This window comes from Amycolatopsis alba DSM 44262 (assembly GCF_000384215.1).
GTDB classification, from domain to species: Bacteria; Actinomycetota; Actinomycetes; order Mycobacteriales; family Pseudonocardiaceae; genus Amycolatopsis; species Amycolatopsis alba.
The window spans coordinates 1,252,506-1,276,740 of the sequence record NZ_KB913032.1 but is presented as its reverse complement, the minus strand read 5'-3'; the positions used below and the strand labels follow the sequence as shown (position 1 = coordinate 1,276,740).

The window sequence follows — 24,235 nt, the reverse complement described above, 5'->3', positions numbered from 1 at the left end:
GGCGATTCGGGTTAGGGCCAAGGGTGTGTTAGGTGCCTACTGGTTCGTGGCCGCGGTTGATCACCGGGGTTCGCCGCGTGGCGTCCATCTGGACACGTGTGTCGTCCCTTCCGTCATGCGAGTTCGCGGCCGCGGGTGTCGTGAAAGCCACTTTCGCGACGCCTGATGTCCCGAGAGTGGCTTTCGCGGCGCTGCCCGGCCTCACTGGACGCGGGGTCGGCCGGGCGGGGCCGTGAACGAGCCAGAGGTGCACGGGTGTCCTGAAGGCCTCCTTTGAGACGTTCAACGTCTCAAAGGGGGCCTTCAGGACACCGCGACAACCGCCCTCGCGACGGTCGTGAGCGGTAAGGACCGCCAGGGCCGGAATCGCCACTCACGACCAGCCCAGCCTGGTCGCCGGTTGGCTCTGACGGACCCGTGTTTTCCTGCCCGCTGGTGCGAGTGTGGAGGTTTTGGGACGTTCAACGTCCTGAATCCTCCACACTCGGGGACCTGCTTCGTCTCGGTGCGGGGTGAAGCTTGTGCTGGGTGGCGGTGCGGTCGAGCGGGGAAGATTCCGGCCGTTGAACGTCCGGAAACTTCCCCGTCGAGCCGGCAGCCGTGAAACCGCCACCTTCGCGCAGGTCAGGCGCGGGTAGACAAACGCGGGTCCGCGTTCACCCGAATCGCCACTCACGACCGGCTGGAGTTGGCCGGGCGGCCGACCGATACTTCCCAGGGTTCGGGAGCCCGCAAGGCCTTTCGCAACACCGGAGACATCTCCAGGCAACAAAACGGCCCAGAAGTGGGCTACGCCACCCGCCCAGGGGGCGATGTTCACTCGATCAGGTGGTGCATAGCGGACAAATCACCAGTTTCCTGGTGATCATGTTGGTGTCCACGAAGAAGCCTCTCGCCGTGCTCCGTCACGACCTGCCCGCCTCGCTGGTGGTGTTCCTCGTCGCCGTCCCGCTGTCACTCGGGATCGCTCTCGCGTCAGGGGCGCCGATCGTCGCGGGGCTGATCGCGGCCGTGATCGGCGGTGTGGTCGCCGGGGCCCTCGGCGGCTCCCCGCTTCAGGTGAGTGGCCCGGCCGCCGGTCTGACGGTGATCATGGCCGAGACGATCGCGACCTTCGGCTGGGCGACCACCTGCGCCATCACCGTCGCCGCGGGCGCGCTCCAGATCCTGCTCGGGCTGAGCCGCATCGCCCGCGCGGCACTCGCGATCTCGCCCGCCATCGTGCACGGCATGCTCGCCGGTATCGGCGTCACGATCGTCCTCGGCCAGCTCCACGTCGTACTGGGCGGAACGGCGCAGAGCTCGGCGCTCAAGAACATCGCCGAACTGCCCGCGCAGATCGTCGGCCACCACGACACCGCCGCACTGATCGGCGTGCTCACCATCGGTGTCCTGCTGCTGTGGCCGCGGCTGCCCAAGTCCGTCCGCAAGGTGCCCGGCCCGCTGGCCGCGATCGCGCTGGTGACCGTGCTGTCCGTCGTCGCCGGGATGACCCTGCCCCGCGTCAACCTGCCCGGTGACCTGCTCAACATCCGCTTCGCCCCCGAGTTCCCCGACACCGGCTGGGGCGCGTTCGCCCTCGCGGTCATCACCATCGCCCTGATCGCCAGCGTGGAAAGCCTGCTGTCGGCCGTCGCGGTCGACAAGATGCACACCGGGCCGCGGTCGAACCTCGACCGCGAACTGATCGGCCAGGGTGCCGCGAACATGGCTTCCGGCTCGCTCGGCGGCCTTCCGGTCACCGGCGTGATCGTCCGCAGCTCGACCAACGTCGCCGCCGGCGCCCGCACCCGCGCTTCGGCGATCCTGCACGGGGTCTGGATCCTGGTCTTCGTCGCCGCGTTCGCCGGGCTGATCCAGAACATCCCGCTCGCCGCGCTGGCCGGTCTGCTCGTGCACGTCGGCGCGAAGCTGGTGAACCCCGGCCACATCAAGCAGGTCCTCAAACACGGCGACCTGGGGCTGTACCTGGTGACGCTCGCCGGTGTCGTCGTCTTCGACCTGCTCACCGGCGTCCTGCTCGGCATCGGGCTTTCGGTACTGCTGATGCTGCGGCGCACCGTGTGGTCCGGGATCCACGCCGAACGCGACGGTGACGAATGGCGCGTCGTCGTCGAAGGGGTCCTGACGTTCCTTTCGGTGCCGAGGCTCAGCCGGGTGCTCGCGACCGTGCCCGATGGCGCGAAGGTGACTCTGGAGCTCGTCGTCGACTACCTCGACCATGCCGCCTTCGAGAGTCTTTCGAACTGGCAGCAGGGGCACGAACGCGCCGGCGGCGAGGTGACCGTCGACGAGGTCGGGCATCCGTGGTTCGCCAACGGCAAATCCGGCGACCCCACCCTGTCCAGGACGGCCGCGGTGCGTTCGGTGCCGAGGTTCCTCGCGCCGTGGTCCGACTGGCAGGCCAAGGACGTCGAGGTGCCCGGCCAGCGCGGCGGGCCGACGCTGCGCGGGGCGACCGAGTTCCAGCGGCGCACGGCCGCGCTCATGCAGCCCGCGCTCAGCAAGCTGGCGGGCGGGCAGTCACCGCACACTCTGTTCATCACCTGCGGTGACGCGCGGATCGTGCCGAACATGATCACCACCAGCGGTCCCGGCGACCTGTTCACCGTCCGCAACATCGGGAACCTGGTGCCCGCCCGCCGGGCCGACCCGTCGATGGGCGCCACCGTCGAGTTCGCCGTCGGCGTGCTGAAGGTGCGCGAGATCGTGGTCTGCGGGCACTCCGGCTGCGGCGCGATGCAGGCGCTGGCCACCGGCGCCCCCGACGGCACACCGATGCTGGCTTCCTGGCTGGAACACGCCGAGCCGAGCGCCAAGCGCACGGTGTCGGTGACCCTCGACGGCGAGCGCCCGGACGCCGAGGTCAACCGGCTGGCGCTGCACAACGTGCTGCAGCAGCTGGAGCACCTGCGCCACTATCCGCTGATCGCCGAGGCGGAGGCACGCGGCGAGCTGCACTTGACCGGGATGTACTTCGACGTCGGGGCGGCCCAGGTGTACCTGTCGGACGACGGGAGCCCGTCGTTCACGCCGGTCGGCGCCGTCACCACTTCCGGGAGCTAAGGGACGCCGTTCAGCACGGTTCGATTCCGACCCACTAGCCCGGACCCCGCCCCGCCACCACCCTCAACGGAGGGGCTGCGCCCCGCAGACTAGATTCAACGCACGTGAGCATGCTGGTCATAACCGGCACCGGGACAGGTGTCGGCAAGACGATCACGACCGCCGCCATCGCCGCGCTGGCCGCCGGGCAGGGCCAACGCGTCGCCGTGCTGAAACCGGCGCAGACCGGGGTCGGCCCGGACGAGCCGGGTGATCTCGCCGACGTCCTGCGCCTCGCCGGTCCGGTCACCACTCGTGAGCTGCGGCGGTACCCGGATCCGCTGTCACCGGAGGCGGCGGCCAGGCTTTCGGGCCTGCCGACGCTGCCGCCGAGCGAGATCGCCGCGGCCGCGAGCGACCTCGACGGCGAGCACGACCTCACGCTCATCGAGGGCGCGGGCGGCCTGCTGGTCCGGTTCGACGCCGACGGCGCCTCGCTCGCCGACGTCGCCTGGTCGCTCGGCGCCCTGGTGATCATCGTGGCCGAGGCCGGGCTGGGCACGCTCAACGCGACCGCCCTGACCGCCGAGGTCGCGACCAAACGCGGGCTCACCGTGGCCGGGGTGATCATCGGCTCGTGGCCGGAGGACCCGGACCTGGCCTCGGTGTCGAACCTGCAGGATCTGCCGGTCGCCGCCGGTGCCCCGCTGCTGGGCGTGCTGCCCGCCGGTCTCGGGGACGCCGAACCCGAGGAGTTCGCCGCGCGGGCCAGGGCGGGTCTCTCACCGTGGTTCGGCGGCGAGTTCGACCCGGAATGCTTCGTCGGCAGGGCCTCGGCGCAGAAGTGATGTGCGTCGCTGTGTGCGAGGCGCCCGGTCATGCACGATGATGTGCCTTCGCTTTGATGCCCCACCCCGAACAGGAGCCGCCTCGTGACCACAGCCCCGGAGACCGTCGACATCCTCGCCGTGGCGCGTGACCAGGTCCTCGAGCGTGGTGTCGGGCTCACCGAAGAGCAGCTCGTCGAGGTCCTGCGGCTCGACGACGAACACCTGACCGACCTGCTGGCGCTGGCTCACGAGGTCCGGATGCGCTGGTGCGGCCCCGAGGTCGAGGTCGAGGGCATCATCAGCCTCAAGACCGGCGGCTGCCCCGAGGACTGCCACTTCTGCTCGCAGTCCGGCCGGTTCCCGACGCCGGTGCGGTCGGCGTGGCTGGACATCCCCGGCCTGGTCAAGGCCGCCCGTCAGACCGCCGAGACCGGCGCGACCGAGTTCTGCATCGTCGCCGCCGTCCGCGGCCCCGACAAACGGCTGCTCTCACAGGTCCGCGAGGGGATCAAGGCCATCCGCGAGGACGGCAACGACATCCAGATCGCCTGCTCGCTCGGCATGCTCACCCAGGAACAGGTCGACGAGCTCGTCGAGATGGGCGTGCACCGCTACAACCACAACCTGGAGACCGCGCGCTCGCATTTCGCGAACGTCGTCACCACGCACACGTGGGAAGAGCGCTGGGAGACGCTGCGCATGATCCGCGAGGCGGGCATGGAGGTCTGCTGCGGCGGCATCATCGGCATGGGGGAGAGCGTCGAACAGCGCGCCGAGTTCGCCGCGCAGCTGGCCGAGCTGAACCCGGACGAGTGCACGATGAACTTCCTCATCCCGCAGCCGGGGACGCCGTACGAGGGCTACGAGATCGTCGAGGGCAAGGACGCGCTGCGCACCGTGGCCGCGTTCCGGCTGGCGATGCCCCGCCCGCTGCTCCGGTTCTCCGGCGGCCGTGAGCTGACCTTCGGCGACCTGGGCACCAAGCAGGGCATGCTCGGCGGTATCAACGCGATCATCGTCGGCAACTACCTGACCAACCTCGGCCGCCCGGCCACCGCGGACCTGGAGATGCTCGACGAGCTGAAGATGCCGGTGAAGGCGATCAGTGACGTCCTCTGACCGACCGTCGTTCTGCGTCCACTGTGGACAGACATCCGACGGTGGCGCGGAACATCCCGCCTGTCACAACCCGAGAACGGCACTCGAACCGCCGCGCTACTGCACGTTCTGCGCGCGGCGGATGGTCGTCCAGATCACCCCGGCCGGCTGGACGGCCCGGTGCAGCCGTCACGGTGAACTCGCCGGCTGACTCCCGCGATTCGGTGCCGGGTTGCGTGCGCTGGGAGCGTCATTGGTTACGCTCTGCACAAGCAGCGTGAGGGAGGAGTCCGGCTTGGGCGAGACGACGGGCAAACCGGCACACCTGTCTTCCAGCGTGCCCGACCCCTGGTCGGTGCCCGTGCTGCCGAGGCCGCGCCGCCCGCACCCGAAGGTCGTCGTCAAGGCCGATCTGCTGCCGGCGGTCAGCGTGCTGTCCACGGCGGGGCTGCTCGGCTTCCCGCTGGCCTGGCTGTGGTCACGGCTCGCGCCGCCGCAGCGGATGCGGGTCATCAACGACCGCGGCGGCCTCGCGCCGCTGGAACTCGAGAGCTGGCACCGCTTCGACGACCTCGCCATCTACGGCTTCCTCGCGCTCGGCGCCGGGCTGCTGATCGGCATCGTGACCTGGCTGCTGCGGGAGCGCCGCGGCCCGGTCGTGCTGATCGCCGCGACCGGCGGCGCGGCCCTCGCGGGCTGGCTGGGCACGACGATGGGCGTCTCGTTCGCCAACGGCCGCTACGAGATCGCCTCCGCGCCGGCCGTCGGCGACGTCATCGCGAAGGCCCCGCAGATCGAATCGCCGTGGATCATGCTCGCCGCGCCGTTGATGACCGCGCTGGCGTACACGCTGCTGACCGCGTGGAACGGGCGAGAAGACCTGGGCCGCCGCCTCGGCTGACGAATTTCCTCTAGGGTGGGCGGCAACTTCTCTAGGGGGCTTTCTCTTGACTGACGACATCGAGGTTTCCCGGCACAACGCCGTCCGCTTCCCAGGCATCAGCCCGCGCGCCTACGAACACCCCGTGGACCGCGGCGCACTGGCCACCCTGCGCGCGGTCCCCGGATTCGCACAGGTCGTGAAGGCGGTTTCGGGCTTCTACGCCGAACGCGGTGAGCGGCTCATGGCGCTCGCTTCCGGGATCCGGGTGGGCCCGAAGCAGTACCCGGAACTGGACAAGCTGCGCAACGAATGCGCCGAGGCCCTCGACCTCGAGCGGGTGCCGAACCTGTTCGTCGCCCGCAGCCCCGAGGTCAACGCGCAGACGATCGGGATGGACGAGCCGTTCATCGTGCTCAACACCGCGGCCGTCGAGGCGATGGACCTCGCGTCGCTGCGGTTCGTGATCGGGCACGAGATGGGGCACGTGCTGTCCGGGCACGCGGTGTACCGCACGATCATGATCCGGCTGATCGGCCTGCAGATGTCGATGTCGTGGACGCCGGTGAGCGCCATCGGCATCCGCGTCGTCATCGCCGCGCTGCGCGAGTGGTACCGCAAGGCCGAACTGTCCTGCGACCGCGCCGGGCTGCTGTGCTCGCAGGACCCGACCGCGGCGCTGCGGTCGCAGATCCTGGTCGCGGGCGGCATCGACCCGTCGAAGATCGACATCCCCGCCTTCCTGCAGCAGGCGGCGGAGTACGAATCGGTCGACGACATCCGCGACAGCTACCTGAAGCTCCGCTACGTCGAGACGATGTCGCATCCGCTGGCCGTCGTGCGCGCCGCGCAGCTGCAGAAGTGGGCGGCTTCGGAGGAGTACCGGGGCATCCTGGCGGGCGAGTACCCGCGCCGCGACGCGGACGCGCCGTCCTCCACCTGGACCGACGACCTGAAGTCGGCCGCGAAGTCGTACAAGGACTCCTGGAACAGCTCCGCGGACCCGCTGACGAAGGTGTTCAGCGACGTCGGCGAGGCGGTGTCCGGGGCGGCGGGCAAGGTGTGGAGCAAGTTCGGCAACGGTTCCGGCGAAGGTGCTTCGGAGTCCGGCAAATAGGGCTCAGTTCAGGTTCGAGGGGCGCGTGAACTCGCCGAGTTCCTCCAGCGGCATCGGTACCGCGCCGAGGGTGCTGAGGAACCCGGCCTCCCGCGTCAGCAGACGGCACGCGATCCGCAGCCGTCGCAGCGGGTTGGTCTCCTCCAGCAGGCGCTGCCGGTCTTCCAGCGGGAGCAGGCAGTCCGCGGTGAGCCGGTACGCGAGCGCCGCGATGTCACCGTCGTCGGGCGGGGTGGTCCAGTCGTCGGCGTTCCAGGCGGACTCGCAGTAGCGCCGGTGCGCGGCCTTGGCGACGTCGGCGAGCCTGGCCACGGTGTCTCCGTGCACCGAGGCGACCCTGTCGTCGGGCACCCACTCGACCGAGCCGATCAGGTACGGCGCGGAAACGCGGTCGATCTCCAGCAGCCGGAACCGGCGCCGCGCGGTGGTGACGACGTCGAATCTGCCGTCCGGCAGCCGTTTCGCCTCGCGCAGCACCGTGCTGCAGCCGACCTCGTGGACGTGCTCGGGCCCGCTCACCTCCCTGATCATCGCCGAACGCAGCGCGACGACGCCGAACTCGCGGTCCGGGACGACGTCGCCGACGAGGTCGGCCATCAGCTGCCGGTACCGCGGCTCGAAGATGTGCAACGGGAGATGCGTTCCGGGCAGAAGCACGGTCTGTAGCGGGAACAGCGGCAAGATCGCCTTCCCGGTGGACTCATCGCTCGGCTCGGTCACCCGTTCAAGGTACGGGGACCGCGAGGACTTCGCAGGACGGTCACTTTCCGGCGGGCGGCCGGAACACGGCGAACGGGTCGGTGATCTGCATCCCCTTGCCCGCGAAGGAGAAGAGTGCCGCCGGACGGCCGCCGCTGCGCCCTGGCGGAGCGGTGTGCCCGGTGGGGAGGAGCAGTCCGCGCCGGGACAGCACACGCTGCAGGTTCGTCGCGGACACCCGGTAACCCAGCGCAGCCGAATACAGTCCCCGCAACGCCGAAACGGTGAACTCTTCCGGGGCGAGCGCGAACCCGAGATTCGTGTAGCAGAGCTTCGAGCGGAGCCGGTCCCGCGCGCGCAGCACGATGGACTCGTGGTCGAACGCCGTCCGCGGCAGTTCGGAAACGTCGTGCCACTCGGTGTCTTCGGGAATCTCGGGGTCCACATCGGACGGTACGAGGCCGAGGAACGCCGTCGCGACGACACGCGGGCCCGGTACCCGGTCCGGTGCGCTGAACACGGCCAGCTGCTCCACATGCTTCAACTGGCGTACGTCGACCTTCTCCGCGAGCTGCCGCCGAATGGACGCCTCGACGTCTTCATCCGGGCGAAGCCTGCCGCCGGGAAGGGACCAGCGGCCCAGATGCGGATCGAGCGCGCGGCGCCACAGCAGGACCCGGAGTGTGTCCGAGCGCACTTGCAGTACCGCTCCCAAAACCTCGTGGGCCAGGGGGGTCTGGGTGTTAAGATGACTTCGCACGGTTTTCGATTGTAAGGCGAAAACCGACAGTGGACAAATCGGTCCGGAGGGCCAGAACGATGACGATCACGTTTGAGAACGACCTGACTCCCTACGGTGGCGTCGTCGCCGACGCGGCTTGGGCCGAGGAGGTGCGGAGCCTCGCTCGCAAGCGTGACGCCGTCCTGCTCGCGCACAACTACCAGGTTCCCGAGATCCAGGACATCGCCGACTTCACCGGCGATTCCCTCGCGCTCAGCCGGATCGCGGCGAGCAGCGACGCGTCCACCATCGTCTTCTGCGGCGTGCACTTCATGGCCGAGACGGCGAAGATTCTCGCGCCCGAGAAGACGGTCCTGATCCCGGACGCGCGGGCAGGCTGTTCGCTCGCGGACTCGATCACCGGCGCCCAGCTGCGCGCCTGGAAGGCCGAGCACCCCGGCGCGGTCGTCGTGTCGTACGTGAACACCACGGCCGAGGTCAAAGCGGAGACCGACATCTGCTGCACCTCGTCGAACGCCGTCGACGTCGTCGCCTCCATCCCCGCTGACCAGGAGGTTCTGTTCCTGCCGGACCAGTTCCTCGGCGCGCACGTCAAACGCGTGACCGGCCGGGAGAACATGCACATCTGGGCTGGGGAATGCCACGTGCACGCCGGGATCAACGGTGCCGAACTGGCCGAGCGCGCCTCGGAGAACCCGGACGCGGACCTGTTCATCCACCCGGAATGCGGCTGCGCGACTTCGGCGCTGTACCTCGCCGGAGAGGGTGCCGTGGCCCCCGAGCGGGTCAAGATCCTCTCGACCGGCGACATGGTCCACGCCGCCCGCGACACCAAGGCGAAGTCGGTCCTCGTGGCCACCGAGATCGGGATGATCCACCAGTTGCGCAAGGCCGCGCCGGAGATCGACTTCCGCGCGGTGAACGATCGGGCGTCCTGCCGGTACATGAAGATGATCACCCCCGCCGCCCTGCTGCGGTCGCTGCGCGAGGGCGCCGACGAGGTCCACGTCGACATCGAGACCGCCGCCCGAGCCCGCGCTTCCGTGCAGCGCATGATCGAGATCGGGCAGCCTGGCGGCGGAGAATGACCGGCCCGGTTAGCGCCCTTCAGGCGAAAACCCATCCCGTTTGGGAGGCCGCCGCCGATCTCGTGGTGATCGGCAGTGGAGTGGCCGGGCTCACCGCCGCACTGCGCGCCCAGGAACTCGGACTGCACGTCCTGGTGGTCACCAAGGCGACGGTCTCCGACGGGAACACCCGCTGGGCCCAAGGCGGCATCGCGGTCGTGCTGGAAGGTGAGCACGAGGAGGGCGACTCGGTCGGCAAGCACGCCGAGGACACGCTCACCGCCGGTGCCGGGCTCTGCGAAGAGGGCGCCGTCCGCTCGATCATCGTGGGCGGCCCGGCCGCGGTGGCCAGGCTGCGCGCCGCGGGCGCCCGTTTCGACCCGGCGGCCGAAGGGCGGACAGAGCTCGCCCGCACGCGGGAAGGCGGGCACAGCGCGTTCCGCGTCATTCACGCCGGTGGCGACGCGACCGGCGCGGAGGTCGAGCGGACGCTGGTCGCGGAGACCGGTGGCCGCCGGATCCCGGTGCTGGAGCACCACATCGCCGTCGACGCGATCCGCACGCCCTCGGGCGAGGTCGTCGGCGTGACCGTCCTGGACCATGACGGTGTGCCAGGGGTCGTCAGGGCGGCGGCGGTGCTGCTGGCCAGCGGCGGACTGGGGCAGCTCTACCAGGCGACGTCGAATCCGGCGCTCGCCACAGGGGACGGGCTGGCGCTCGCGTTGCGGGCGGGAGCGCAGGTCGCGGACATCGAATTCGTCCAGTTCCACCCGACCGTCCTGTTCACCCCCGGCGCGCGCGGCCGCCTCCCGCTGGTCACCGAGGCAGTGCGCGGCGAGGGCGCGACCCTGCACGACGCGACGGGCGCTTCGGTGATGCGCGGGGTGCACCCGCTCGGTGATCTCGCGCCCCGTGACGTCGTTTCGGCGGCGATCACCCGCCGGATGGCACAGGCGCCCGGCGGGGTCGACGATCACGTCTTCCTCGACGCCACAGGGATATCCGGGTTCGCGAAGCGGTTCCCGACCGTGCACGCGGCGTGCGCGGTGCTCGGGCTCGACCCGGCGAAGGAACCGATCCCGGTCACGCCCGCTGCGCATTTCGCCTGTGGCGGCGTGGTGACCACTGTGGACGGACGGTCCGCTGTCCGTGGGCTCTACGCGGCGGGAGAGGTCGCGAGGACCGGCCTGCACGGCGCGAATCGCCTGGCCTCCAACAGTTTGCTCGAAGGTCTGGTCGTCGGGCGGCGGGTGGCCGAGGCGGTCGCCGCGGACCTCGCCACCGGACAGCTCGGCGACCCCAGGCGTGGCGTGCTCGCGTCGAGGGCGACCGTCCCGGTGGCCGACCGCGACTCGATGCAGCGGGCGATGAGCCGTTACGCCGCGATCGGCCGGGACGCGGAAGGCCTTTCGGTGGTCGGCTCGGTGCTGGATCTCTCGATGACCGAGAGTCCTTTGTGGACTCCTCGGACCGTCGAGGACGCGGCGCTCACGCTGGTCGCGGAGGCCCTGGTCGCGGCGGCCGCGCGCCGGACGGAATCCCGTGGCTGTCACGTGCGGACCGACTTCCCCGAACGTGACGACAATGCCTGGCAACGCGGTCAGCTCATCCGGCTCAGCCCGTCGGGGCAGCCGGTGCTGGCCGATCCGATCGCTTTGGAGGGTGTGGCATGACCGAATTCTCCCCGTGGGTCACCAAGGCGCTGGCCGAGCACGGTCTCGACGTCGACGATGTGCGGCGCGTCGTCACCACGGCGCTGGCCGAAGACCTGCGCTACGGGCCCGACGCGACGACGAACGCCACCGTGCCCGAGTCCGCGAACGCGCTCGCCGAACTCACACCGAGGACGGCCGGTGTGGTCGCCGGGATCCCGGTGGCGCTGGCGGTGTTCGACGTCGTGCTCGGTTCGGGCCTGGAGATCCTGGCCGCCCGTGACGACGGTGACCGGCTGACCGCCGGCGAGCCCGCGCTGGTCGTCCGCGGTCCGGTGCGTGGCCTGCTCACCGCCGAACGCACCGCGCTGAACCTGCTGTGTCACCTGTCCGGTATCGCCACCGCGACCGCCGCCTGGGTGGCCGCGATGGAGGGAACCGGTTGCCGGGTCAGGGATTCCCGCAAGACCCTGCCCGGACTGCGGTTGCTGGAGAAGTACGCCGTCCGCGCGGGCGGCGGGGTGAACCACCGGCTCGGGCTCGGCGACGCGGTGCTGATCAAGGACAACCACGTGGTCGCCGCGGGTTCGGTGACCGCCGCGCTCGCCGCCGCTCGCGAACACGCGCCCGAACTGCACTGCGAGGTCGAGGTCGACGACCTGGATCAACTGGAAGAGGCGCTCGCCGCGGGAGCCGACGAGGTACTGCTGGACAACTTCACGCCGGACGAGTGCGCGAAAGCCGTCGACAGGCGCGACGAGGTTTCGCCGAAGACCCGGCTGGAATCCTCCGGTGGGTTACGGCTGGACGCGGCGCGGGCGTACGCGGCGTCCGGTGTGGACTTCCTCGCCGTCGGGGCGCTCACCCATTCCTCACCCGCGCTCGACCTCGGGATGGACCTGCGCTGACCTTCGGCACTAGAATTTCCTTGTGTGACAAGGGAATTCTGGAGGAATGGTGGGCTTTGCCGGTAAAAGTGCCGTTGTGGGGAGTGCGGCGGTCGTGGCTCTGCTCGGCGCTCCCGTCCCGTCGGCGGCGGTCGCCGAGCAGTGCGCGAACCCGACCGGCACCTACACCGCGGCCGTCCCGTGGGGACAGCGGCTGATCGATCCCGCCCGGATCTGGCCGCTGTCGCGCGGCACCGGCCAGCTGATCGCGGTGATCGGCACCGGAGTCGACGGGAGCAACGGCCAGTTCGCGTCCGGTCAGCTCGTCGGTGGCCAGGGCACGCAGTCCGACGACTGCGACGGCCGGGGCACGATCGCCGCCGGGATCGTCGGCGCGCAGCCGGATCCGTCCACGACATTCGTCGGGATCGCGCCCGGCGCCAAGATCCTGCCGATCCGCTACACCCAGGTGAACGGCGGAGGCGATCCCGCGCAGCTCGCGGGCGCCATCGAAACCGCGCTGAACCGCGGCGCCGGGATCATCCTGATCGCCGTCCCGGCCGCTTCCGACAGCCCCGCGCTCGGCGGCGCCGTTTCGCGCGCCAAGGAGAAAGGCGCGCTGATCGTCTCTCCCGCCGCGGGGACGCAGCAGGGGCAGACGTCCTACCCGACCGCGACACCCGGCGTGCTCGCCGTGGGTTCGACCAATCAGGCGGGCGAAGCGGTACAGACGGAATCCGGTTCCTACGTGGGGATTTCCGCGCCCGGAGCCGAACTGGTCAGCACGTCCGCGGGCGCGGGCGGCACCGTGGCGCACCGGTGGCCGGTGAGCGATCCCAGCCTGGCCGCCGCGCATGTGGCGGGCGTCGCGGCGCTCGTGCGCGCGTATCACCCCGAGTTGTCGCCCGAGCAGATCGTCGCCCGGCTGACGCTGACCGCGCGGCGCGGCCCGAGCGGCGGGCACGATCCCCGGCGGGGCTGGGGCGCGATCGACGCCTACGCCGCCGTTTCCGCCGCGATCCCGGCCGGGACGCCCGGTCCGGGAGGACCGCCGAGCGTCGGCCCGGACACCTTCGTCGTCCCCGCGGCGGCACCCGCCCGCGCGGGATCCGACAAGGTTTCCGGCGTGCTCGCCATCGTCGGGGTGGCCGTCGCCATCGCGGCGGGAGTGGTGGTGGCCACGGTCCGGCGCGGCAAGCGCCGAGGCTGGCGGCCTTCGCGATTTCGCGCCTCGTGAGCGGCAGCGGTGTACTGGGGGACACCACTGCCACTCACGAGGTCTTTTGCGACCCCCGGAGTTCTAGGGGACGGATACGCAGGCCGTCGAGCCCACGATGGCCACGCCGTCGCCGGCGCGGGAGACATGCACGTTGAAGTCGGCGCCGTCACGGCTGAACTGCGCGATCAGCTCGCGCGGGTTGCTGCGGTCGCGTGCCCGCCAGCCCTGGCTTTCCAGCAGTGGCAGCACGACGTCGACGAGTTTGCGGACCGCGTCGGACGCGTCGTCCACCCGGAGGCCGTACTGCCAGCAGAGCAATCGGCCCGGCTGGGTCGGGTCGCAGTCCAGTTCGCCTTCGACGGTGCGCTCCGCGGTGCTGCCGAAGGTGCCCGCGACGCCGTCGATGACCGCTGTCAGATCCTCGGCCCGCGAGTCGAGCTCGGTGTTCCTGGTGATCATCTGGTGCTCCTCACAAACCCCGGCCGACGCCCTCGACGACCATCTCGCCCAGCGAGCCGCTCGTGAAGCCTTCGTGCGTGAGCGGTCCGCCCGTGATCACACCGTAGATGTTGTTCCACGAATCCGAACCCGGCTTGAGCACGCCGCTGTGGGAATCGAAGCCCCACTGCAGATCGCCGTTCGCGTCGCGACCGGTTTCCAGTTCGACGACGCCGGGGAAGCGGTCGGGGTCCGCTCCGTGCCCGGCGCCGAGCCATTCGAAGAGGCCCGCGTTGCCCTGCGCGACCACGATCGGGTCGAAGGGGGCCGTCATGGAGTAGCGCTGCACACCGGCCTGGCTGGCAGGCAGATCGCTCGGGCTCCAGATCCCGTGCCCCATGCCCGCGGACTCGACGTGCAGCACCTGGTCGGCCTTGAGCCCGAGCTGCTCCGCGAGTCCCACGGTCGCGCCGCCGTAGCTGTGCCCGACGGCGGTGACCACGACGCCCGGACCGGCGTGGCTGTCGATCTGGCCGCGCAGCTCGTCGCCGAACGCCTTGAGATCGGGCGCCATCGTCTGCGCGTAGTGCGCGGCCGGTCCTTCGATGACGACGTTCTGGGGGAAGACCCCGTCGGCCCAGACGACCATCGCGGTCCGCCCGGTGGCGTCCGCGGCGACCAGGCTCTTGCCGAGGTCGGCGTAGCTCTGGAAATTCTGGAACGAGGTGTTGACGCCGGGGACGAAAAGGCCGACGTTGCGGGTGCCCGGCTCGATCCGGCCGACGAGTTCGGCGATGCGCCCGTTGCCGGACGGATCGAACCGCAGGATCTGCCGGTCGTTGGCGAGGATGTCCTCGTACAGCGCGATCCTGGTGCGCGCGTTCGCGATGTCGTCGGCTTTGCCGCCGTTCGCCAGGAGGTTCGCGAGCCGCTCGCGTTCCGACGTCAGCGCGTCGGAGACCTTCGTGCGGTTCTCCGCGATCGCGGTCGCCCACTGCCCGGTGTCGGCCGCGCCGCCGACGCCCGCCGGGTTCCCGGCCTTGGGCAACGGGTTCTCCGGCATCAGCGCCCGGTATGACGCGGCGACCTGGACGTCGGCGCGCCGGTAGCCGCCGCCCGCCGCCGTCAGGCCCTGGTGGATCACGGTCGCTTTGGTGATCTGGCCGTCGAGTTTGCCCGCGACGTCCTTGATCGTCTTCGTGTACGTCGCCGAAGCCGCGCTGGACGCGGAAACCTGGCCGAACGCGGTGGCGGGGACGTTCTCACCCGCCAGCGCGGTCTGCGCGATTTTGAGTACGCCGGCCCGCTGTTCGAGTTCCGCCGCCGCCGCTTCGAGCCTGGCGGGGGCGACTCGGTAACCGCCCGCACTGGATGCCATCACCGAGCCGCCTCTCCGATTTCAGGGGGAATCAGTACTGTTCGGGTTCTTCGCCGAGCACGGCCGGAGCGACCGGGGACGACTGACCCCAGACGTTCTCGGTCTCCACGAGCCACGGCGGGATCCGTCGTCCGGAGCCCATGTCGCCGCCCGCGCCCATGCCCATCGGCATCATGGGCATCATCGGCATCGCGCCCTTGGCCGCCGCCGCGCCCGCGGCACCGGCCGCGCCGCCCGCCAGCCCGCTCATCGCGCTGCCCGAGCCGCCGTCGCCTGCCAGACCGGAGAACGCGGCGGGCACTTCGCCGGGCCCGGAGACCCCGCCGCCGCCGATCGCGCCGCCGTCCAGCGACGGAGCCCCGCCACCGCCGATCGGGATGCCGCCGCCCGCGCCACCCGCGGTCGCGCCTGCCGCACCGGCACCGCCGCCGACGGGCTCGCCGTTCTTGTCCTTGCCTTCGTTCGGGTTCTTGCCGTTGGCCCACCCCGGAACGCGCGGCATGATCGAGCCGAACCGGCCGAACGCGGCGGCCGAAGCCGCCGCGAGACCGGCGGTGAACATGTCGCCGAACAACGGGTTCGACTTCGGAGGCTGGCCGGGCTGCCCGGTGGTGGGCGGGGTGGAGCCGTCAGACGGCAACGGGTGCGTGTTGTCGCCCGGCAGCACGCCGACACCCGGCGTTCCGCCGATGTTGTTGCCGACGGAGCCGCCACCCGGAGCCGAGCCGCCGCCGGTGACCGGCGGCGGGGTGACGGCGTTCGGCGATGCCGGAATGGACTCCTCCGCCGTCGAGTACTCGCCCGCGAGCTGGGTCATCACCACGATCGCCTTGCTGTGCGCCGCGCTGGCCGCACCCGCGGCCTGCTGCTGCGCTTCGACGTTCGCGATGGCCTGCTGCCGCTGCTGGGCGGCGTTGATGATCGTCGCAGGCGACGAGTCCGGGGGCAGCAGAGGCGGGTTGACCGCCAGGGCGACGTCGGCGGGAGAACAGTCCGGCACCGCGACCGGCGGCGGCATCTCCTTCTTGGCTTTCACCAGCGCGTCCGCCGCGTCCTCGAGGAGGTGGTTCATCGCGTTCGCGGTCTGGGCGACCTTGCGGATTCCGCCGACCAGGTCGGTGATCATCGTGTGGTACTTGTCGGCGGCGCCACCGGTCCAGCTGCCGGAGAAGTCCTTCAGCTCGCCGGTCAGGTTCTCGGCCTGTTCGAACAGGCCGGAGCCGGTGGACTGCCACTTGTGGGCCGCGTGGCGTGCCGTGTTGGGGTCGCCCGCCTGCAGCATCGCGTAGAGCTGCTGGTGGGAGTACGCGGCGAAGTTCGTGTGCGCGGTGTCGGTCATCCCTTGTTCCCCCCGCCGTTCGAGCCGCTGTTGCCACCCAGCACGCCGCCGAGGACGTTGAGCAGCGGATCGAGCAGCCCGGTCTGCTGGCTGGAGTGGTTCATGTCGCCCGCGACCGAGTCATCGGCCGCGGCATAGCCGTCCGCGACGGTCGTGGTGACGTCCTGCGCGAAGGTGATCGCGCCCTTGACCTGGTCCAGCAGCCCCTGCATCTCGGCGACGGCCGCCTGGTGCGCCTTGTTCAAGGAACCCGCCTCCCCGAACTCGCCGAACAACAGCGGGTGCTCGCTCAGGGTCAGCAGGAAGTCGTTCGGCTTGGACATCGCATGGATCTGGGTCTCCAGTTCCCGCACGAAGTCCTTCAGTGATTCCAGATGGACGTAGTACGACTGGTCTTGCATTGATCCCGGCTCTCTCGTGATCGGCCATGCCAACAAAGGACGACTACGCGCAAAGCCGGCCGGCCGGTGCCGAGGGGGGTGAAAGCACCGGCCGGCCGACGGATGGGGATCAGCCGGCGAACAGGCCCTGGTTGCGGTTCTCCAGGCTGTGCTGGAGATCGTGGGCGTCGCCGACCTTGCCACCGAACTGCGCGACGATCGCCACGATGTCCGCGGTGGCCTGGCGCAGGCGGGTTTCAGACGCACGAGCGGCCTCACCGGCGGAGCTGCCGGAGGCGTACCAGGTCTGGGTGATCGGCTGCAGGTTGGTGTGCAGCTGTTCGAGCTGAGAAGTGAGCGCCTTGGCCTTGGCGGCCAGCGAGGCCGAGCTGTGCTGCAGCGCGGCGAAGTTGATTTCGACGACGTCAGCCATGATTGGTGGTCCTCTCGCGGATCAGGGGTTCAGCCGGTGGATCACGGTCTGGTCGACGGTTCCGGCTACCCCGGTCAGGCTTTCCCGGACCTGCTCGTCACCGGAGTTGTAGTTCCGGTTGCTCTCGTGAACGAGGCGGGACATCGTGTTGAGCTCGTTCACGGCGACGGTCATCTTCTCCTGCAGACGGCGCTGCAGGTCCCAGAACGCGACCGCCTGGTCACCCTTGTAGTTGTGCAGGGTCTGGGTCAGCTCGCTCTCCAAGCTGGCCATCGTGGTCTTGGCGTTCGACGCGGTTTCCTCGAACCCCTGGACGGCGCGCGCCATCGCAGCTGCGTCTGCCTGATATCCCGTACCGGTCATTGATGGGCCACCTCCTCTCATCTCGCTGGAAATCCCGGTGAGCACCAGGGGACGCCCTGTCTGCTCTTGTGAAGGACACGCTAGAAAAGACAGGAGTGCGGTCAAACGGCACAACTGCCGGTCACGGTGACGGCACTATTACCCACAGGTCGGAGGTAGGGCCTTCCCTACCGTCGATCCGGGGGAGTACGCCAGTGTCCGATGAGGAGCTCACCGGCACCCTCAAATCCATGGTGGACAAGGGATCCAGGACAGTACTGCATCGCCCGCTGATGATCTTGGCGGCGGCGATGGCGGCTCTCGGGGTGATCGCGCTCGGCGGCCTCGTTTTCGACGATCGCAGCCTTGTGAACGCGCCCATTTGGCTCAAGCCCCTCAAGTTCACGATTTCCGTGGGGCTCTACGCGGTGACACTGGCCTGGCTGATCGGACAGCTGACCAGGGGCAAGCGGCTCGGCTGGTGGCTCGGGACGGTGTTCGCGGTCGGCCTGGGCATGGACATGGCGCTGCTGTTCTGGCAGATCGCCGTCCGCGGCCGGACCCTCCACTTCAACCAGGAGACCCCGGCCGACCAGTGGATCAACAACATGGTCGCGAACGGCGCCTTCACCGGCTGGGCCGCGACCGCTGCGATCGCCGTTCTCCTGCTGTTCCAGCGTCTTCCTGACCGGGCGATGAACTCTGCGTTACGAGCGGGCGCCGCGCTGTCGGTCGCGGGCATCGGGATCGCGCTGATGATGTTCGGGCCGAACGAACAGCAGAGCGCCCAGTTCCGCTCCGGCGAACGGCCGTCGATCGTCGGAGCCCACGCCGTAGGGGTGCCCGACGGTGGCCCTGGGCTGCCGGTGGTGGGCTGGAGCACGGTGGGCGGGGACATGCGGATCCCGCATTTCTTCGGGATCCACGCGATCCAGGTGCTGCCCCTGGTCGCTTTCGGTCTGCTCAAGCTCGCCCGGCGATATCCCGTGCTCGAATCGGAATTAGTGCGGCGGAATCTGGTGAGGACCGCTTCGGCAGGCTTCGCGGGGTTGCTGGCGCTGCTCACCTGGCAGGCACAGCGGGGGCAGTCCATCGTGCACCCCGACTTCTGGACGCTGGTCGCGGGCGCCGGGATCCTCGCCGTCGTGGCCGCCGGTTCGGCGCTTTCGCTCAGGGTGCCGCGGCCGATGCATCAGCTGACGTGATCTTCACCGTATCCCCGCGAAATCCACTCGGGACCCCCTCGGGAATCGGATAGCTTTCGGTTCGATGAAGGGGGTAAGCGTGAATGAAACGCGGACTTATCGGCGGTTTTCGGGCAGACACACGGGAGTGGTGCTTACCGCCGCGGTGGTGCTGATCGGCGGGGTGGCGTGTTCGTCATCTGGGTCGCAGGGGTCGTCGGGGCCATCGGGGGCGTCCGAAGCGGACAAGCCGGCGGCACCGGAGACGTTCGGCCCGGCGGGATATCGCGGGCTGACCCTGGGGATGGCCAAGGACGCGGCGCTGGCGGGCGGCAAGCTCGCTTCGGCGCCGACGTCCAATTTGGATGGTTGTACTGACTTCTCCTACACCGGGGGCCCTGCACCCGACCCGGCGAGGATGAAGGCGGAGGCCGACATCGAGGCCAAGGCCAAGGACCTGAACAAGAAGGCCGACGAGCTCCAGGCGGATCCGGAGCCGAAACCGGGCGCGTCCGCGGAGGAAAGCGCCAAATCGGCGGAGAAGTCCGCCAAGGACGCGCAACTGCTCGCTGACGCCGCTCTCGCGTCCGCCGACCTGGCGGGTAAGCGGGAGGAACGCGACAAGGCCTTCGTGGCCGCGGGTGGTGCCTCGTTCGGCAAGGACGGGCTGCGTGAACTCGCCGCTCCTTCGGACGCGAAGACGGTCGAGGGGATCGGAGCAGGCTCGCCGCTTGCAGACCTCAAGACGGCCTACGACGCCAAGGGGATGAAGGTCGGCGGCAACGGCCGGTTCCAGGTGCCTGTCGACGGGAAACCGGACTGGGTCTACGAGTTCACCGTGAACGGAGACAAGGTCGGCTCGGTGTCGATGGTCAACCCGAAGTCGAAGTGCTCTTGAGGTTCTTGAGCGATGGCTGACGAGGGGTACGAGTACTGCAAGATCTTCTTCCGAGCGGGAACCCGCGCGGTCGTCGATCTCTTGACCGCGCCGCTGGGGGTTCACGCTGATCGCGGGCTCTTTGCCTTGTCCGATATGGACGTAGAAGTCCTGCAGAACCCCGACAGGGGGTTGGCGGAGGGCTTCATCGGCTGGCCTGTCTTCGTTGAGGTCGTGCCAGGGAAGGACACCGAAAACGCCTCGGTCGTCGGGATCGTCTCCCGAATCTTGACCGCGGCGCAAAGTTCCGGGATCCCGGCGGTGGCGGCGTGCGACTACGAAGATGAATTGCCTTGGCTGGGCAAGGTAGGCCTCGCGTAGGTTTCGAGCGGGAATGGGGCTGTTTGGTGTTCGAACAGCCCCATTCCCTTTCGCGGACGGACTCCGCGGTCAGACTCCTGCGGTGGTGCGGATCCAGCTGCGGCTCGCCGCGACGCTGGCGTAGTTCTGGGTGCCCTGCGGGTTCGTGCCGGAGTTGCTGCCGGTCGAGCAGACGCCGACCTGGACGCCGCCCGAGAGCTGCGGGCCGCCAGAGTCGCCGTGCCACGCCGAACCGTTGACGCCGACACTGGCGATGGCCTGGCCGCCGTAAGCGTCGCTGCTGGTCCCGGTGATCCGGACGTTGGCCGTCTTCAGGACGCTCGACGGCGGGTTGTTGCCCTGCGTGCGGCCCCAGCCGTAGATCTGGTTGGTGGTACCGCTGGTCGGGTTCGCGGTGCCGAGCTTCATGTAGGTCGTGCTGACCGAGGTCTTGAGGTGCAGCAGCGCGATGTCCCCACTGGGGGCCGCCTTCTGCTGGTCCACCTCGGCATTCGTGCCCTGGTTGAGGTTGACGTTCCCTACCTTCACGTGCATGCCGGGGGCGTTGAGGCAGTGCTTCGCGGTGAGGACCCACTGCGGGGCGATGATCGTGCCGGAGCAGTTGAAGCCGCCGAACGCGGTGGCGTCGTTCCAGTAGATCTGGGCGCCCCATGGAGCGGAACTCACGGTGCCGCCGCCGATGATGTCCTGGCCCGCGTTCGCTGCGGGGGTTGCGGCAAGGGTCAGCGCCGCGGCGGCGCCGGCCACCGTTGCGACGATCTTGGACATACGCATGAATACGCCCTTCGGCCTGCGTCGGGGAGATCGTTTCGACTTGAAACGGTTTCACCAAGTTATGCGGCGGTAAGGGCTTTTGTAACCTACCGAAGTCGGTAAGCGATGCGAGGAAAGTATTGGGCCGTCCGGGTGGGATAGTCGGGCGTGGACATCGATGACCGCCTGGCCGACGTCAGGTTCCGGCCTTCCGCGTATGGGATCGCGACGCTTCGCGAAGCATGTGTGTTCTTGTGCGGGTTCGACGTTGCTTCGGAAAACCGTGTTCTGCGAGGATTTCAGGAATGGGTGGATCCGGGGCCTTTGGTATGGACGTCCGTTGTATCCGGTTTGCTGGAAAAGCGTGACCCATCGTTCCCTGACCTCGGTGACGGGGAGCAGGTGGCCGCGCTGTTCGATCTGGTCGCGGAGTTCCGCATGGAGCGAGGCGACCCACTGCCCGGACCGCCCGAACCCCGGCGTGTTCGCCGGTAGTCCAGGTGATCGTCCTCAGCGGTGGCTCCTGTTCTGGTAAGTCAGGGATCACCCGGTGTCCGCAACCGTGTTACCGGACCCTTGGCTCACCTTCGGCGTCGACACCTTGATCGACGCCATGCCTGCCGCGGTGGACGAAGGAATCGACTTCAGGGTGGATACGGGAGCGAACGATGCCTTGCCCTGCGCCGGGGATCGAGTGAAGTTCTTTGGGACGCAGGAGAGCGTGCTTCTGTGGCAGAGGATCACCGCGGGTCGCGGGTTGGTGGACAGGTGCAGGTGTTCGTCCTGCTCACGCCGCTCGCTCGTCCTCGTCCTTGCGCGGTTCAGTGCGGGGTCCGTGGAGCGGTTCGGGCGCCGTGCTGTAGGTGTGCCCGCTGGGGGTGGTGATGATCATGCCGCCGTTGCCGGTCGGCTCGGCCGACCATCCCGGTTCTTCTTTGAGCAGGTTGTGGAGCTTGCAGTACCCGTGGCCGTTGTGGTGATCGGTTCGGCCGTCGCGGGTCCAGGCGGTGATGTGGTCGATCTCGGAGAACTCGGCGGGGCGGTGGCAGCCGGGATGGGTGCATTCCCGGTCCCGTGCCTTGATCAGCCGGGCGAGTGAGGCCGGGAACCGGTAGGTCTCCGGGCTCGCTTCCAGCAACTGCCCGGTGGCGGGATCGGTGATCAAACGCGACCACGTCGAGTCGGGGCTGGAGGCGATCTCGCGGACGAGCCAGTCCGGAATGGGGCCGTATCCGGCGAGGAACGCGGGGTCGTCGCGGGCGCCGGTCAAGGTCAGCAGATCCACGTACACATGGATGTGCGGGCGGGGTTCGCCGTGGCCGTCCTCGGCAAGCAGGCGTTCGGCGAACAGGTCGGCGCGGTGCTGTTCGAGCGTGCGGGACTTGTCCGTCTTCCGGCGTGTCTGAGCCGCACGGCTCATCGAGGCGTAGATCGAGCCGGCGACCTCGGCGGGAAGATGGCCCGAGAGGGTGGACATGGTCTCGTCCTCGTGTTTCAGCGACACGCGTCGAAGGGCGCGTTTCTTCGCCGCTCGCTCCCGGTACCCATCGGGATCGAACTTCTGCACCGCGTAGTTCACCGACCCGCGGATCGCCGCGGGATCGCGCCCGGCCAGGCGTTCGGTCATGAACGCGTCCACCTGCGTCGCGACCTCGTCCGACACATCACGGGTCAACTGGGTGACCTTCGACGCTTTGAACAAGTCGATGTCGCCTTTGTCCAGCGCCGCCAACGTGTTCGGCAGCCGGGACACCAAAGCGCAGGAGATCTCCAGCAACAGGGACGCGCGATTACGGGAGACCGAGAAGCGCAAAGCGACTTCCTCGGTCATCGATCTTCGCGAGCCACCTATCGCGGCGAATTCGGCCAACGCGCGCACCTGGCGACCCTGCGTACCGCGAAGTGAAACTTCTTCGGCGAACGCAGCGTCCAGAAAACGAGCGGCTTTCAGGTTTGGAGCGAGAGTTTGGGGCATGGCCGCAACTGTACTCAAACGCAAGTTCGATCGCCACCGAATGCGCGATCGGATTTAGGTGGAGCGTGAAAGGGAATCTGTGAGCAGTATGCGCGGCAATCCTGACAGAAGCATTGGGATCGGGTTCGGTGTGGCGTGATCCATGGAAACCCAAGCGCACCAAGTGTTTTCGTCACAGTGAGATCCGATCTCCTTGTGGTGAGAGGAATCGCTTTTCTGGTTCGGGAGAATTCCGCGCCACTTTCAGTAAAGTGGGACGGAGAAGTGGAAATCCGTGCCCCATGGGGTCCATTGCCCAATGTGAAGCCGCGGCGAAGACAAGGGTCGTCACCGGTCCGGTGACGTCGAAAGACGACGGTGGAGCCCCATCGCGACGTCGAGTCAGGCTATCCTGACCGAGAATCTCGGGGCTCGGCGGTGAAATCGGTTACCTGAACGGAGCCGAATTCACCGCCGAGCCCGCAGTGAACAACCTGACTCCCTGTCGCTGACCAGGCCCCCGCATCGACATCGTCGCCGACCCGCTCGCCGTAGACCTGTATGGCCCTTATACGAACGCGGGAACCCGGTGTAGCGTCGTCACGGCACCGTGAGGTTTCGTTGCGACCTGGACCCAGTCGGCGCGAGACCTCGGACGGGTCAAGCGGATTCGAGGCGAGCGCCCCTGTCAGCGGGCACGAAATGACTTCCCTTGAGGTCACCCGGTCCCCGCGTTCGACGCGAGCCGACGACTCGACCTTGAGCCGGGCGTGGGCCTTCCCAGATTGGCTACTTCCCTTGCCGGCCACTGAACGAGAAGCGTGCATCGCCGAGGCCACCGCCGACTTGTCGAACCGTACCGCGGATTTCGATGCCCTGGATCTGCTTCACGATCTGACTCGGCACGCGAATGTCCTTTTGCGAGTACAAGGCGCCGGTACCACCGTGATCGACGACCAGGGTGTGGTGCGCTACGCCACCGCGTCCGACAAGCGATGCCAGGAACTGGAGGAAGTCCAGGTCGACATCGGTGAAGGCCCGTCCCTGGAGATCGCCCGTAACAACGCCGTCCTTCCCCCGATCGGGTTCTGGGACGGCAGTCCTGGCGCGGCACGCTGGCCCCGCTTCGCCCCCTACGCCCGCGAGGCCGGCGCCGTCGCCATCGCGGCGGTGCCGCTGCGCACCCATGAGACCACGGTCGGCGCGCTCAACCTGTTGAACACCAAGCAACCGGTGATCCCCGTGACGGACCTGCGCATCGCCCAGGCCTTCACGGACGCGGCCATGGGATGTTTCGCCCACCACGACCGCGTGAACAGCCTCGAGCAGGTCGTCGACCAGCTCGAGGGAGCACTGCACAGCCGGGTCGCGATCGAACAGGCCAAGGGAGTGCTGTCCGAACGTTTCCACATCCCGCTGGACGAAGCGTTCGCACGCCTGCGCGGGTACGCCCGCAGCCGGAGCATGAAACTCAAGGCCCTGGCGACCGACGTCGCCCACGGACACGGCCCCGCCGAGCTGAACCTCCAGCGCTGACGGC

At 68.9% G+C, this 24,235-nt stretch carries 25 protein-coding genes; 15 read left to right on the top strand and 10 right to left on the bottom strand.

Features of this window, described 5'->3' with window-relative positions; all coding sequences use genetic code 11:
- Positions 1-867 precede the first annotated feature (867 nt).
- The 6 genes from AMYAL_RS0105865 to AMYAL_RS0105845 all read left to right on the top strand — a co-directional run bounded on the left by AMYAL_RS0105865 (position 868) and on the right by AMYAL_RS0105845 (position 6,970).
- On the top strand, positions 868-3,066 hold the full coding sequence (locus tag AMYAL_RS0105865) for a SulP family inorganic anion transporter (RefSeq protein WP_093976665.1): 2,199 nt from the start codon (positions 868-870) through the stop codon (positions 3,064-3,066).
- A gap of 104 nt (positions 3,067-3,170) precedes the next feature.
- Positions 3,171-3,893, top strand: coding sequence for a dethiobiotin synthase (gene bioD, locus AMYAL_RS0105860; protein WP_020630382.1), 723 nt, complete (start codon positions 3,171-3,173; stop codon positions 3,891-3,893).
- Between the two features lie 84 nt (positions 3,894-3,977).
- Positions 3,978-4,994 (top strand): biotin synthase BioB, encoded by a 1,017-nt coding sequence (gene bioB, locus AMYAL_RS0105855; protein WP_020630381.1) that lies wholly within the window; start codon positions 3,978-3,980, stop codon positions 4,992-4,994.
- Positions 4,981-5,184, top strand: a complete 204-nt coding sequence (bsaP, locus tag AMYAL_RS48340; RefSeq protein ID WP_084702093.1) for a biotin synthase auxiliary protein BsaP — start codon at positions 4,981-4,983, stop codon at positions 5,182-5,184. The genes bioB and bsaP overlap by 14 nt, the downstream gene beginning before the upstream one ends.
- A gap of 84 nt (positions 5,185-5,268) precedes the next feature.
- A complete protein-coding gene (locus AMYAL_RS0105850; protein ID WP_020630380.1) occupies positions 5,269-5,874 on the top strand; it encodes a DUF2567 domain-containing protein in 606 nt (201 codons plus the stop codon).
- A 46-nt stretch (positions 5,875-5,920) separates the two neighbouring features.
- Complete coding sequence (locus AMYAL_RS0105845; protein WP_020630379.1) at positions 5,921-6,970, top strand: M48 family metallopeptidase; 1,050 nt, start codon at positions 5,921-5,923, stop codon at positions 6,968-6,970.
- 3 nt (positions 6,971-6,973) lie between these two features.
- Here the strand turns inward: AMYAL_RS0105845 and AMYAL_RS0105840 are convergent, their stop codons facing one another.
- Together AMYAL_RS0105840 and AMYAL_RS0105835 are read right to left on the bottom strand one after the other, a co-directional pair.
- Complete coding sequence (locus AMYAL_RS0105840) at positions 6,974-7,690, bottom strand: LON peptidase substrate-binding domain-containing protein (protein WP_020630378.1); 717 nt, start codon at positions 7,688-7,690, stop codon at positions 6,974-6,976.
- Between the two features lie 40 nt (positions 7,691-7,730).
- Positions 7,731-8,366, bottom strand: coding sequence for an NUDIX hydrolase (locus AMYAL_RS0105835; RefSeq protein WP_020630377.1), 636 nt, complete (start codon positions 8,364-8,366; stop codon positions 7,731-7,733).
- Between the two features lie 122 nt (positions 8,367-8,488).
- Here AMYAL_RS0105835 and nadA point away from each other — a divergent pair, with 122 nt between their 5' ends.
- The 4 genes from nadA to AMYAL_RS0105815 are packed head-to-tail and all read left to right on the top strand — an operon-like array spanning position 8,489 to position 13,254.
- Entirely contained in the window at positions 8,489-9,499 is a 1,011-nt protein-coding gene (gene nadA, locus AMYAL_RS0105830; protein WP_020630376.1) for a quinolinate synthase NadA, read from the top strand.
- Complete coding sequence (locus AMYAL_RS0105825; protein WP_026466782.1) at positions 9,496-11,151, top strand: L-aspartate oxidase; 1,656 nt, start codon at positions 9,496-9,498, stop codon at positions 11,149-11,151. Before nadA ends, AMYAL_RS0105825 begins: the two co-directional genes overlap by 4 nt.
- Positions 11,148-12,038: a carboxylating nicotinate-nucleotide diphosphorylase gene (gene nadC / locus AMYAL_RS0105820; RefSeq protein WP_020630374.1), complete on the top strand. Its 891-nt coding sequence runs from the start codon at positions 11,148-11,150 to the stop codon at positions 12,036-12,038. The genes AMYAL_RS0105825 and nadC overlap by 4 nt, the downstream gene beginning before the upstream one ends.
- A gap of 46 nt (positions 12,039-12,084) precedes the next feature.
- Positions 12,085-13,254, top strand: a complete 1,170-nt coding sequence (locus AMYAL_RS0105815; protein WP_026466781.1) for a S8 family serine peptidase — start codon at positions 12,085-12,087, stop codon at positions 13,252-13,254.
- A 63-nt stretch (positions 13,255-13,317) separates the two neighbouring features.
- Here AMYAL_RS0105815 and AMYAL_RS0105810 read toward each other — a convergent pair whose 3' ends face one another.
- From AMYAL_RS0105810 to AMYAL_RS0105785, 6 genes are all read right to left on the bottom strand, one after another.
- A complete protein-coding gene (locus AMYAL_RS0105810; protein WP_020630372.1) occupies positions 13,318-13,695 on the bottom strand; it encodes a hypothetical protein in 378 nt (125 codons plus the stop codon).
- Positions 13,696-13,705: 10 nt separating this feature from the next.
- Positions 13,706-15,052, bottom strand: a complete 1,347-nt coding sequence (locus AMYAL_RS0105805) for an alpha/beta hydrolase (protein WP_020630371.1) — start codon at positions 15,050-15,052, stop codon at positions 13,706-13,708.
- Between the two features lie 31 nt (positions 15,053-15,083).
- Entirely contained in the window at positions 15,084-16,391 is a 1,308-nt protein-coding gene (locus AMYAL_RS0105800; RefSeq protein ID WP_020630370.1) for a WXG100 family type VII secretion target, read from the bottom strand.
- Positions 16,388-16,792 (bottom strand): hypothetical protein, encoded by a 405-nt coding sequence (locus AMYAL_RS0105795; RefSeq protein WP_020630369.1) that lies wholly within the window; start codon positions 16,790-16,792, stop codon positions 16,388-16,390. Before AMYAL_RS0105795 ends, AMYAL_RS0105800 begins: the two co-directional genes overlap by 4 nt.
- A 109-nt stretch (positions 16,793-16,901) precedes the next feature.
- Positions 16,902-17,204, bottom strand: a complete 303-nt coding sequence (locus AMYAL_RS0105790) for a hypothetical protein (protein WP_020630368.1) — start codon at positions 17,202-17,204, stop codon at positions 16,902-16,904.
- A gap of 21 nt (positions 17,205-17,225) precedes the next feature.
- Positions 17,226-17,567, bottom strand: coding sequence for a WXG100 family type VII secretion target (locus AMYAL_RS0105785; RefSeq protein WP_084702092.1), 342 nt, complete (start codon positions 17,565-17,567; stop codon positions 17,226-17,228).
- 194 nt (positions 17,568-17,761) lie between these two features.
- Here AMYAL_RS0105785 and AMYAL_RS0105780 point away from each other — a divergent pair, with 194 nt between their 5' ends.
- The 3 genes from AMYAL_RS0105780 (at position 17,762) to AMYAL_RS0105770 (ending at position 19,988) form a co-directional block, all read left to right on the top strand.
- Positions 17,762-18,751: a hypothetical protein gene (locus AMYAL_RS0105780; protein WP_020630366.1), complete on the top strand. Its 990-nt coding sequence runs from the start codon at positions 17,762-17,764 to the stop codon at positions 18,749-18,751.
- Between the two features lie 127 nt (positions 18,752-18,878).
- Entirely contained in the window at positions 18,879-19,628 is a 750-nt protein-coding gene (locus AMYAL_RS0105775; protein WP_143267950.1) for a hypothetical protein, read from the top strand.
- A 12-nt stretch (positions 19,629-19,640) separates the two neighbouring features.
- Complete coding sequence (locus tag AMYAL_RS0105770; RefSeq protein WP_020630364.1) at positions 19,641-19,988, top strand: hypothetical protein; 348 nt, start codon at positions 19,641-19,643, stop codon at positions 19,986-19,988.
- 69 nt (positions 19,989-20,057) lie between these two features.
- Here the strand turns inward: AMYAL_RS0105770 and AMYAL_RS0105765 are convergent, their stop codons facing one another.
- The gene (locus AMYAL_RS0105765) at positions 20,058-20,756 is read right to left on the bottom strand and encodes a S1 family peptidase (RefSeq protein WP_020630363.1); all 699 of its coding nucleotides are present in this window, start codon (positions 20,754-20,756) and stop codon (positions 20,058-20,060) included.
- A gap of 153 nt (positions 20,757-20,909) precedes the next feature.
- Between AMYAL_RS0105765 and AMYAL_RS0105760 the strand changes: the two genes are divergently transcribed.
- Positions 20,910-21,236, top strand: a complete 327-nt coding sequence (locus AMYAL_RS0105760; protein ID WP_020630362.1) for a hypothetical protein — start codon at positions 20,910-20,912, stop codon at positions 21,234-21,236.
- 292 nt (positions 21,237-21,528) lie between these two features.
- Here AMYAL_RS0105760 and AMYAL_RS0105755 read toward each other — a convergent pair whose 3' ends face one another.
- Positions 21,529-22,572, bottom strand: coding sequence for an HNH endonuclease signature motif containing protein (locus tag AMYAL_RS0105755; protein WP_020630361.1), 1,044 nt, complete (start codon positions 22,570-22,572; stop codon positions 21,529-21,531).
- Positions 22,573-23,454: 882 nt separating this feature from the next.
- On the opposite strand from AMYAL_RS0105755, the gene AMYAL_RS50940 reads away from it, so the two are divergent.
- On the top strand, positions 23,455-24,231 hold the full coding sequence (locus tag AMYAL_RS50940) for an ANTAR domain-containing protein (RefSeq protein ID WP_425332235.1): 777 nt from the start codon (positions 23,455-23,457) through the stop codon (positions 24,229-24,231).
- The last annotated feature ends 4 nt before the right edge of the window (positions 24,232-24,235 follow it).

What these genes read in the sequence shown, in the direction of transcription:
- AMYAL_RS0105865 (WP_093976665.1), top strand. Translation starts at nt 868, where the DNA reads ATGTTGGTGTCCACGAAGAAGCCTCTCGCCGTGCTCCGTCACGACCTG.
- nadA (WP_020630376.1), top strand. Translation starts at nt 8,489, where the DNA reads ATGACGATCACGTTTGAGAACGACCTGACTCCCTACGGTGGCGTCGTC.
- AMYAL_RS0105825 (WP_026466782.1), top strand. Translation starts at nt 9,496, where the DNA reads ATGACCGGCCCGGTTAGCGCCCTTCAGGCGAAAACCCATCCCGTTTGG.
- nadC (WP_020630374.1), top strand. Translation starts at nt 11,148, where the DNA reads ATGACCGAATTCTCCCCGTGGGTCACCAAGGCGCTGGCCGAGCACGGT.
- AMYAL_RS0105815 (WP_026466781.1), top strand. Translation starts at nt 12,085, where the DNA reads ATGGTGGGCTTTGCCGGTAAAAGTGCCGTTGTGGGGAGTGCGGCGGTC.
- AMYAL_RS0105810 (WP_020630372.1), bottom strand. Translation starts at nt 13,695, where the DNA reads ATGATCACCAGGAACACCGAGCTCGACTCGCGGGCCGAGGATCTGACA.
- AMYAL_RS0105805 (WP_020630371.1), bottom strand. Translation starts at nt 15,052, where the DNA reads ATGGCATCCAGTGCGGGCGGTTACCGAGTCGCCCCCGCCAGGCTCGAA.
- AMYAL_RS0105800 (WP_020630370.1), bottom strand. Translation starts at nt 16,391, where the DNA reads ATGACCGACACCGCGCACACGAACTTCGCCGCGTACTCCCACCAGCAG.
- AMYAL_RS0105795 (WP_020630369.1), bottom strand. Translation starts at nt 16,792, where the DNA reads ATGCAAGACCAGTCGTACTACGTCCATCTGGAATCACTGAAGGACTTC.
- AMYAL_RS0105790 (WP_020630368.1), bottom strand. Translation starts at nt 17,204, where the DNA reads ATGGCTGACGTCGTCGAAATCAACTTCGCCGCGCTGCAGCACAGCTCG.
- AMYAL_RS0105785 (WP_084702092.1), bottom strand. Translation starts at nt 17,567, where the DNA reads ATGACCGGTACGGGATATCAGGCAGACGCAGCTGCGATGGCGCGCGCC.
- AMYAL_RS0105770 (WP_020630364.1), top strand. Translation starts at nt 19,641, where the DNA reads ATGGCTGACGAGGGGTACGAGTACTGCAAGATCTTCTTCCGAGCGGGA.
- AMYAL_RS0105765 (WP_020630363.1), bottom strand. Translation starts at nt 20,756, where the DNA reads ATGTCCAAGATCGTCGCAACGGTGGCCGGCGCCGCCGCGGCGCTGACC.
- AMYAL_RS0105755 (WP_020630361.1), bottom strand. Translation starts at nt 22,572, where the DNA reads ATGACCGAGGAAGTCGCTTTGCGCTTCTCGGTCTCCCGTAATCGCGCG.